The sequence below is a fragment of the Pseudomonas sp. KBN10P06128 genome (assembly GCF_037574945.1).
Lineage (GTDB): Bacteria > Pseudomonadota > Gammaproteobacteria > Pseudomonadales > Pseudomonadaceae > Pseudomonas > Pseudomonas aeruginosa.
Window position 1 is genome coordinate 2892044 of the sequence record NZ_JBBELR010000001.1, and the last position, 9147, is coordinate 2901190.

The window sequence follows — 9147 nt, forward strand, 5'->3', positions numbered from 1 at the left end:
CTGGTACTTTTGTTCCGCTTCTAAAGAAGGCTGGATTAATTGGCGGAAGCCGACTCGCTCTGCGAATCAGCGCACGTCGGATAATCCTGATTATTATAAAATCGACTCCGTGCTCATGGCTTTGAAAATCAATAAAACGGAGCGTATTCATGCCTCTCCGCTAGGCGGGGCATTCAAGGTACGACGGGAAGTGTTGGGGTTCTTATAATATGCAAGGAGCCAAATCTCTTGGCCGAAAGCAGATAACGTCTTGTCATTGGAACATTCCAACTTTCGAATACAGGGTAAACAAGGAAGAGGGCGTATATGTTCTGCTCGAGGGCGAACTGACCGTCCAGGACATCGATTCCACTTTTTGCCTGGCGCCTGGCGAGTTGCTTTTCGTCCGCCGCGGAAGCTATGTCGTAAGTACCAAGGGAAAGGACAGCCGAATACTCTGGATTCCATTATCTGCCCAGTTTCTACAAGGCTTCGTCCAGCGCTTCGGCGCGCTGTTGAGCGAAGTCGAGCGTTGCGACGAGCCCGTGCCGGGCATCATCGCGTTCGCTGCCACGCCTCTGCTGGCCGGTTGCGTCAAGGGGTTGAAGGAATTGCTTGTGCATGAGCATCCGCCGATGCTCGCCTGCCTGAAGATCGAGGAGTTGCTGATGCTCTTCGCGTTCAGTCCGCAGGGGCCGCTGCTGATGTCGGTCCTGCGGCAACTGAGCAACCGGCATGTCGAGCGTCTGCAGCTATTCATGGAGAAGCACTACCTCAACGAGTGGAAGCTGTCCGACTTCTCCCGCGAGTTCGGCATGGGGCTGACCACCTTCAAGGAGCTGTTCGGCAGTGTCTACGGGGTTTCGCCGCGCGCCTGGATCAGCGAGCGGAGAATCCTCTATGCCCATCAGTTGCTGCTCAACAGCGACATGAGCATCGTCGACATCGCCATGGAGGCGGGCTTTTCCAGTCAGTCCTATTTCACCCAGAGCTATCGCCGCCGTTTCGGCTGCACACCGAGCCGCTCGCGGCAGGGGAAGGACGAATGCCGGGCTAAAAATAACTGACGTTTTTTGAAAGCCCGGTAGCGGCTGCATGAGTAGAATCGGCCCAAATTGCAGGCTCTGACGAGCGCGCAATGTAGTGAGGAAGCCAAGGCAGAGAATGGAGCAGGAAGACGATAAGCAGTACTCCCGAGAAGCGGTGTTCGCCGGCAGGCGGGTATCCGTGGTGGGCTCGGACGCCCGCTCGCGGGGTCGGGTGCCGGGTTACGCATCGAGCAGTTTGTATCGTGAGTCCGGAATCATCAGTGCGCGGCAACTGGCGTTGCTGCAGCGGATGCTGCCGCGCCTGCGGCTGGAGCAACTGTTCCGCTGCGAATGGTTGCAGCAGCGCCTGGCGCGCGGCCTGGCACTGGGGCGCGAAGAGGTGCGGCAGATTCTCCTCTGCGCGGCGCAGGACGACGACGGCTGGTGCGCCGAACTGGGCGATCGGGTCAACCTCGCCGTGCCGCAGTCGATGATCGATTGGGTCCTGCTGCCGGTCTATGGCTGGTGGGAAAGCCTGCTCGACCAGGCGATCCCCGGCTGGCGCCTGTCGCTGGTGGAGCTGGAAACCCAGTCTCGGCAACTGCGAATCAAGTCCGAATTCTGGTCCCGCGTGGCCGAGCTGGAGCCGGAGCAGGCCCGCGAGGAACTGGCCAGGGTCGCCAAGTGCCAGGCGCGCACCCAGGAACAGGTGGCCGAACTGGCCGGCAAGCTGGAGACGGCTTCGGCATTGGCGAAGAGCGCCTGGCCGAACTGGCAGCGGGGCATGGCGACGCTGCTCGCCAGCGGCGGGCTGGCCGGCTTCGAGCCGATCCCCGAGGTCCTCGAATGCCTCTGGCAACCTCTCTGCCGGCTGGACGACGACGTCGGCGCGGCGGACGCCGTCCAGGCCTGGCTGCACGAACGCAACCTGTGCCAGGCACAGGATCACTTCTACTGGCAGAGCTGAGCGGCCGGCGAAAGCCGGCCCTACCGAGGAATCATGGATCATCTGTTGAGCGGATTGGCCACTCGCCTGGGCCAAGGGCCCTTTGTTGCCGATCGGACGGGTTCGTACCACCTGCGCATCGACGGACAGAGCGTCCTGTTGCTGCGCCAGGGCGACGACCTGCTGCTGGAAAGCCCGCTGGAGCACGCCCCCCTGGACCCGCAGCGCGACCAGCAGGGGTTGCTGCGGGCGCTGTTGTCGCGGGTCGCCAGTTGGAGCCGGCGCTATCCCCAGGCCATCGTCCTGGATGCGGACGGGCGCCTGCTGTTGCAGGCGCGGCTGGGCCTCGATGGCCTCGATCCCGAGCGACTCGAACGGGCCCTGGCCGCCCAGGTGGGGCTGCTCGAGGCGCTGGCGCCGGAGCTGGAGCCGCTGCCCCGCGGGTTGCCGCCGCAGGTTCCGGTGTGGCGTCCCTGATGCGCCGCCTGCTGATCGGCGGACTGCTGGCGCTGCTGCCTGGCGCGGTCTTGCGCGCGCAGCCGCTGGACTGGCCCAGCCTGCCTTACGACTATGTGGCGCAGGGCGAAAGCCTGCGCGACGTGCTGGCCAACTTCGGCGCCAACTACGATGCCTCGGTGATCGTCAGCGACAAGGTCAACGACCAGGTCAGCGGTCGCTTCGACCTGGAAAGCCCGCAGGCCTTCCTGCAGTTGATGGCCTCCCTCTACAACCTCGGCTGGTACTACGACGGCACCGTGCTGTACGTATTCAAGACCACCGAGATGCAATCGCGGCTGGTGAGGCTGGAGCAGGTCGGCGAGGCCGAGCTGAAGCGCGCGCTGACCGCCGCCGGCATCTGGGAACCGCGCTTCGGCTGGCGTGCCGACCCTTCCGGGCGGCTGGTGCACGTGTCCGGTCCGGGGCGCTATCTCGAACTGGTCGAGCAGACCGCCCAGGTGCTGGAGCAGCAATACACCCTGCGCAGCGAAAAGACCGGCGACCTCAGCGTGGAGATCTTCCCGCTGCGCTATGCGGTCGCCGAGGACCGCAAGATCGAGTACCGCGACGACGAGATCGAGGCGCCGGGCATCGCCAGCATCCTCTCGCGGGTGCTCAGCGATGCCAACGTGGTTGCGGTGGGCGACGAGCCGGGCAAGCTGCGCCCGGGACCGCAATCGAGCCATGCGGTGGTCCAGGCGGAACCGTCGCTGAACGCGGTGGTGGTGCGCGACCACAAGGACCGGTTGCCCATGTATCGCCGCCTGATCGAAGCCCTCGACCGGCCCTCGGCGCGGATCGAGGTCGGCTTGTCGATCATCGACATCAATGCCGAGAACCTCGCCCAGCTGGGCGTCGACTGGAGCGCCGGGATTCGCCTGGGCAACAACAAGTCGATCCAGATCCGCACCACCGGCCAGGATAGCGAGGAGGGCGGCGGCGCCGGTAACGGGGCGGTCGGCAGCCTGGTGGACAGTCGCGGGCTGGATTTCCTGCTGGCCAAGGTCACCCTGTTGCAGAGCCAGGGGCAGGCGCAGATCGGATCCCGGCCGACCCTGCTGACCCAGGAGAATACCCAGGCGGTGCTCGACCAGAGCGAAACCTACTATGTGCGGGTCACGGGCGAGCGGGTGGCCGAGCTGAAGGCGATCACCTACGGCACCATGCTGAAAATGACACCGCGAGTGGTAACTCTCGGCGATACGCCGGAGATCAGCCTCAGCCTGCACATCGAGGACGGCAGCCAGAAACCCAACAGCGCCGGCCTGGACAAGATCCCCACGATCAACCGCACGGTGATCGATACCATCGCCCGCGTGGGCCATGGCCAGAGCCTGCTGATCGGCGGCATCTACCGCGACGAACTGAGCCAGAGCCAGCGCAAGGTACCCTGGCTCGGCGACATTCCCTATCTCGGCGCGCTGTTCCGCACTACCGCGGACACCGTGCGCCGCTCGGTGCGGCTGTTCCTCATCGAGCCGCGCCTGATCGACGATGGCGTCGGCCATTACCTGGCGCTGAACAACCGTCGCGACCTGCGCGGCGGCCTGCTTGAAATCGACGAGTTGTCGAACCAGAGCCTGTCGTTGCGCAAGCTGCTCGGTAGCGCCCGCTGCCAGGCGCTGGCGCCGGCCAAGGCCGAACAGGAGCGCTTGCGCCAGGCCGGCCAGGGTTCGTTCCTCACGCCCTGCCGGATGGGGGCGCAGGAGGGCTGGCGGGTGACCGACGGCGCCTGTCCCAAGGACGGCGCCTGGTGCGTCGGCGCGGAGCGCGGGAATTAGCATGGCCTGGAAGATCCGCTTCTACAGCGGGCTGAACCAGGGCGCCGAAGTCTCGCTCGGAGAGGGCCGGGTGGCGCTTGGCAGCGATCCGTTGCAGGCCGACCTGGTGTTGCTCGACGAGGGCATCGCGGCAGTCCACCTGGTGCTCGAGGTCGATGCCCAGGGCGTGCGCCTGCTGGAGTGGGCGGAGGGCTGCGAGCCTCGCCAGGACGGCCAGGCGCAAGTCGCCGGAGCGATCCTGCAGGCGCTTGCCGGGCAGACCTGCGGCCCGCTGCGCTGGGCATTCTGCGACCCGCAGCGGAGTTTTCCCGAGCGTTTCCCCGAAGCCGAGGTGCAGACCGCGCCAGTGCGCCGCAAGTCGTCCGCCCGTGCCGGCGGGGTCTGGCTGCTCGGCGTCAGCCTGGCGCTGGCGCTGTGTCTGCTGGGCATGCTCGTCGAACCCTGGTCGGCCCGCCAGCACGGCATGGCCGGCGAGGAGCCCCTGGCGAAGGTGCGCGCCTACCTGCGCGAGCAGGGCATGAGCGAGGTGGATGTGCAGCGCCAGGGCGACAGTCTCCTGCTCGGCGGCTACCTGGAGGACAACGCACGGCGCCTGGCGCTGCAGCGCTACCTCGATGGCAGCGGCGTGGACTACCGACTGGAAGCACGGAGCATGGAAGACATTCGCCAGGGCGTGGATTTCATCCTGCAGAAATTCGGCTATCGGCAGATCCTCAGCAGCAACGCGGACAAGCCTGGCTGGGTCCGGCTCAACGGCGAACTGGCGGAACAGGACGAACGCTGGGCGCGGATCGACGCATTGCTGGAGTCCGAGGTGCCGGGCCTGCTCGGGGTGGAAAACCAGGTCCGGGTGGCCGGCTCACACCTGCGCCGCCTCGAGCGCCTGCTGGCGGACGCCGGCCTCGACCGGCAACTGAGTTTCCGCGAGCGCGGCGAGCGCATCGAGCTGAGCGGTACGCTCGACGAGGTCCAGCTCAACGCCTTCTACCGCCTGCAGCGCGAGTTCCAGCAGGAGTTCGGCAACCGCCCGAGCCTGGAGCTGCTCAGTCGCGGCAAGCGCGCCAGCGGCGACGAACTGGAGTTCACGGTGCGCTCGGTGTCGCTGGGGCGGGTGCCCTATGTAGTGCTCGGCGACGGCCAGAAATACCCGGTGGGCGCCTCGACATCCCGCGGTGTGCGAATCCTCGCCATCGAGCCGGAGTCGATCCTGGTGGCCCGCGGCAAGCAGCGTTTCATCATCAATCTCAAAGGGGAGGTGCTCCATGATGACAGCCTTGGAAACGCGACTGTCGGTCGCTGACGGCACGCATGCCGCAGCGCTCCGGCAGCGTCTGCAGGCGGCGCTGGCGGAGTGTCGCCGGGAACTGGCCAGAGGCGCCGGCCCGGAGCGCTTTCAATTCCTGCAACAGCAGGCCCGGGCCCTCGAAGGCGGTCTCGGCATTCTTTCGCAGCTCACAGAGGACTAAGCATGGCGCAGATATTCAACCCCAACCCGGGGAATACCCTCGATACCGTGGCCAATGCCCTGAAGGAGCAGGCCAACGCAGCGAACAAGGACGTCAACGACGCGATCAAGGCCTTGCAGGGGACCGACAATGCCGACAACCCGGCGCTGCTGGCCGAGCTGCAACACAAGATCAACAAGTGGTCGGTCATCTACAACATCAACTCGACGGTGACCCGGGCGCTGCGCGACCTGATGCAAGGCATCCTGCAGAAGATCTGAACATGGACACTTCACTGATACGCGAATTGGCGGAACTGGCGCTGGCCGGCAGCGGGCAGCACTGCCACGAAGAGGCGCTGTGCATCGCCGAGTGGCTGGAGCGCCTCGGACAGGACGAAGCGGCACGGCTGATCCGGATTTCCAGCCTGGCCAACCAGGGGCGCTATCAGGAGGCCCTGGTCTTCGCCCATGGCAATCCCTGGCCGGCGCTGGAGCCCTGGTTCGCCTTGTGCGAGTGGCACCTGGGGCTGGGCGCCGCGCTGGACCGCAGGCTGGCCGGGCTGGGCGGCAGCAGCGATCCTGCCCTGGCCGACTTCGCCGCCGGCATGCGCGCCCAGGTGCGGACATGAGCCGCATCGACACGCCGCCGGGATTCGCCGTCTATCCGTCGGCCAGTCCAAAGGCGGCGAACCTGCCGGCTGTCGATCAGGTGCTGGCTTTCGAGCAGGCCCTCGGCGGCGAGCCGCCGGCGGCCGGACGCCGCCTGGCCGGGTTGGAGAGCGGCGCTCTCGGCGAGCGCCTGCTGCAGCGCTTTGCCCAGCCGCTGCAAGGGTTGGAGGCGGACCGCCTGGAGCTGAAGGCGATGCTCCGCGCGGAACTGCCGCTGGGGCGCCAGCAGCAAACCTTTCTCCTCCAGTTGCTCGGTGCAGTCGAGCATGCGCCGGGCGGCGAATACCTGGCGCAACTGGTGCGTCGCGAATTGCAGGTGCTGATCCCGCTCAACGGCATGCTCGACAACCTCGTGCGCAACAGCCACAAACTCGACCTGGAGTCATGATGGATATCTCTCGGATGGGCGCCCAGGCGCAGATCACCAGTCTCGAAGAACTCTCCGGCGGCCCGGCCGGCGCGGCCCACGTCGCCGAGTTCGAACGGGCGATGGGCGGTGCCGGCAGCCTGGGCGGCGACCTGCTCAGCGAACTGGGGCAGATCAGGGAGCGTTTCAGCCAGGCCAAGCAGGAGTTGCAGGTGGAGCTGTCGACGCCCGGCGACGATCCCAACAGCCTGATGCAGATGCAGTGGTCGCTGATGCGCATCACCATGCAGGAAGAGCTGATCGCCAAGACCGTCGGGCGCATGAGCCAGAACGTCGAAACCCTGATGAAGACCCAATGAGGCGAACGGTGAAAGGTCTGTCGCGCATGGCGCTCCTGGCGCTGGTCCTGGCGTTGGGCGGGTGCAAGGTCGAACTCTATACCGGGATCAGCCAGAAGGAAGGCAACGAGATGCTGGCGCTGTTGCGTTCGGAGGGCGTTTCCGCGGACAAGCAGGCGGACAAGGATGGCACCGTGCGCCTGCTGGTGGAGGAGTCGGATATCGCCGAGGCGGTGGAGGTGCTCAAGCGCAAGGGCTATCCGCGGGAGAACTTCTCCACGCTGAAGGATGTGTTTCCCAAGGACGGGCTGATTTCCTCGCCCATCGAAGAGCGCGCGCGGCTCAACTACGCCAAGGCCCAGGAGATTTCCCATACCCTTTCCGAGATCGATGGCGTGCTGGTGGCGCGGGTCCATGTGGTGCTGCCCGAGGAGCGCGACGGACTGGGCAGGAAGTCCTCGCCGGCATCGGCCTCGGTGTTCATCAAGCACGCCGCCGACGTGCAACTGGATGCCTACGTGCCGCAGATCAAGCAACTGGTGAACAACGGCATCGAAGGCCTCAGCTACGACCGCATCAGCGTGGTGCTGGTGCCGTCGGCCGGGGTCCGCCAGGTCCCGCTGGCGCCACGCTTCGAGAGTGTCTTCTCGATCCAGGTGGCGGAGCACTCGCGCGGACGCCTGCTCGGTCTGTTCGGCCTGCTGCTGGCGTTGCTGCTGGCGAGCAACCTGGCGCAGTTCTTCTGGCACCGGCAACGGGGCTGAGCGGCGCGATGCCATTGACGGCCTACCAGTTGCGCTTCTGCCCGGCCCGCTACATCCACGAGTCGCACTTGCCCGCGGTATTGCTGCGGTTGCTGCCGGCGCTGCCGGACTGGCGGCGACAGAGCGTTCTCAACGCCTGGCTGCTGGAGCAGCTGGAACTGGACTGCGCGTTCCGCATGCCCGCGCAACTGGGTGGGCTGGCCCTTTACCCGCAGGCGGCGCTGGAACGGACCCTGGGCTGGCTCGGCGCGCTGCTGCACGGCCAGGCCTTGCGGCAGGTGCTGGACGGTGCGCGGGTACGGCGCATCCGCGCGCAGATCGGCGAACAGGGCCAGCGCTTCTGCCTGGAGCAGCTCGACCTGCTCATCGGTCGCTGGCCGCCCGGCTGGCAGCGGGCCTTGCCGGAAAACCCGGAAGACGGCTATTTCCGGCGCTGCGGCCTGGCTTTCTGGCTGGCCGCCTGTAGCGATGCCGACTGCGGTTTCTCGCGGCGCCTGCGCCTGCGTCTGGAGGCCATGCCGGCCCCGGCGGACTGGACCTTCGACGAACAACGGCGATCCCTGGCGCGGACCCTGTGCCTGAAGGTCGCCCGACAAGCGAGCGATGAATGCTTCCATTTGTTGAACTAGACGCCAGTCGCGTACGGCTGGCCCCCGGGCAGGCCCTGTTGCGCGCCCGCGACTACCAGGACTACCTCAGCGCCAACCGCCTGGTGGAAGCGGCACGCGAGCGTGCCGCCGAAATCGAGCGCGAGGCCCACGAGGTTTACCAGGAGCAGAAGCGCCTGGGCTGGGAGGCCGGATTGGAGGAGGCGCGTCTGCGCCAGGCCGGGCTGATCCAGGAAACGCTACTGCGCTGCAATCGCTACTACCGGCAGGTCGATCGCCAGCTTGGCGAGGTGGTGCTGCAGGCGGTGCGCAAGGTGTTGCGCCACTACGACGCTGTCGAGCTGACCCTGGCGGCCACGCGCGAGGCACTGGCATTGGTGAGCAACCAGAAGCAGGTGATCCTGCACGTCCAGCCGGAACAGCTGGTCGCGGTGCGCGAGCAGGTCGCCCGGGTGCTTAAGGATTTCCCCGAGGTGGGCTACCTGGAAGTGGTCGGCGATGCCCGGCTGGACCAGGGCGGTTGCATCCTGGAAACCGAGATCGGGATCATCGACGCATCGCTCGACAGCCAGTTGGCGGCGTTGCAGGCCGCATTGACGGAGGGCGTGGCGCGGAGCGGCGAGGAGGAAGGGGACGCCGGTTGAGGGAACCAGGCGCCGCCCCCGGCCCGGGTGTTGGCTCCGGGCCGAGGGCTGAGGCGCTGCCGTTCGCCCGCGGCGGCG

General features: G+C 66.4%; 13 protein-coding genes. All 13 read left to right on the plus strand.

From position 1 onward, the window contains the following. Positions 1 to 209: 209 nt before the first annotated feature. The 13 genes from exsA to pscL all read left to right on the plus strand — a co-directional run bounded on the left by exsA (position 210) and on the right by pscL (position 9069). Positions 210 to 1046 (plus strand): T3SS regulon transcriptional activator ExsA, encoded by an 837-nt coding sequence (gene exsA, locus VQ065_RS13790; RefSeq protein ID WP_003120334.1) that lies wholly within the window; start codon positions 210 to 212, stop codon positions 1044 to 1046. A gap of 97 nt (positions 1047 to 1143) precedes the next feature. Then, positions 1144 to 1974 carry a T3SS regulon anti-activator ExsD gene (gene exsD / locus VQ065_RS13795; protein ID WP_003109509.1) on the plus strand — a complete coding sequence of 277 codons (831 nt, stop codon included), beginning with the start codon at positions 1144 to 1146 and terminating at the stop codon, positions 1972 to 1974. Positions 1975 to 2007: 33 nt separating this feature from the next. Continuing rightward, entirely contained in the window at positions 2008 to 2430 is a 423-nt protein-coding gene (pscB, locus tag VQ065_RS13800; RefSeq protein ID WP_003109510.1) for a YscB family type III secretion system chaperone PscB, read from the plus strand. After that, positions 2430 to 4232, plus strand: a complete 1803-nt coding sequence (gene pscC / locus VQ065_RS13805) for a SctC family type III secretion system outer membrane ring subunit PscC (RefSeq protein WP_023094103.1) — start codon at positions 2430 to 2432, stop codon at positions 4230 to 4232. Before pscB ends, pscC begins: the two co-directional genes overlap by 1 nt. Before the next feature lies 1 nt (position 4233). Then, positions 4234 to 5532 carry a SctD family type III secretion system inner membrane ring subunit PscD gene (gene pscD / locus VQ065_RS13810; protein ID WP_003087726.1) on the plus strand — a complete coding sequence of 433 codons (1299 nt, stop codon included), beginning with the start codon at positions 4234 to 4236 and terminating at the stop codon, positions 5530 to 5532. Beyond that, positions 5495 to 5698, plus strand: coding sequence for a YscE family type III secretion system co-chaperone PscE (gene pscE / locus VQ065_RS13815; protein ID WP_003100751.1), 204 nt, complete (start codon positions 5495 to 5497; stop codon positions 5696 to 5698). The genes pscD and pscE overlap by 38 nt, the downstream gene beginning before the upstream one ends. A 2-nt stretch (positions 5699 to 5700) precedes the next feature. After that, positions 5701 to 5958 carry a type III secretion system needle filament protein PscF gene (gene pscF / locus VQ065_RS13820; protein ID WP_003087729.1) on the plus strand — a complete coding sequence of 86 codons (258 nt, stop codon included), beginning with the start codon at positions 5701 to 5703 and terminating at the stop codon, positions 5956 to 5958. Between the two features lie 2 nt (positions 5959 to 5960). Further along, the gene (gene pscG / locus VQ065_RS13825; RefSeq protein ID WP_003109513.1) at positions 5961 to 6308 is read left to right on the plus strand and encodes a YscG family type III secretion system chaperone PscG; all 348 of its coding nucleotides are present in this window, start codon (positions 5961 to 5963) and stop codon (positions 6306 to 6308) included. Next, a complete protein-coding gene (pscH, locus tag VQ065_RS13830; RefSeq protein ID WP_003087731.1) occupies positions 6305 to 6736 on the plus strand; it encodes a YopR family T3SS polymerization control protein PscH in 432 nt (143 codons plus the stop codon). Before pscG ends, pscH begins: the two co-directional genes overlap by 4 nt. Beyond that, positions 6736 to 7074, plus strand: coding sequence for a SctI family type III secretion system inner rod subunit PscI (gene pscI, locus VQ065_RS13835; protein ID WP_003120330.1), 339 nt, complete (start codon positions 6736 to 6738; stop codon positions 7072 to 7074). The genes pscH and pscI overlap by 1 nt, the downstream gene beginning before the upstream one ends. Further along, the gene (pscJ, locus tag VQ065_RS13840; RefSeq protein ID WP_003120329.1) at positions 7071 to 7817 is read left to right on the plus strand and encodes a SctJ family type III secretion inner membrane ring lipoprotein Psc; all 747 of its coding nucleotides are present in this window, start codon (positions 7071 to 7073) and stop codon (positions 7815 to 7817) included. The genes pscI and pscJ overlap by 4 nt, the downstream gene beginning before the upstream one ends. 8 nt (positions 7818 to 7825) lie before the next feature. Further along, entirely contained in the window at positions 7826 to 8446 is a 621-nt protein-coding gene (pscK, locus tag VQ065_RS13845) for a SctK family type III secretion system sorting platform protein PscK (RefSeq protein WP_003087734.1), read from the plus strand. Then, positions 8425 to 9069 carry a SctL family type III secretion system stator protein PscL gene (pscL, locus tag VQ065_RS13850; protein WP_003087735.1) on the plus strand — a complete coding sequence of 215 codons (645 nt, stop codon included), beginning with the start codon at positions 8425 to 8427 and terminating at the stop codon, positions 9067 to 9069. Before pscK ends, pscL begins: the two co-directional genes overlap by 22 nt. The last annotated feature ends 78 nt before the right edge of the window (positions 9070 to 9147 follow it).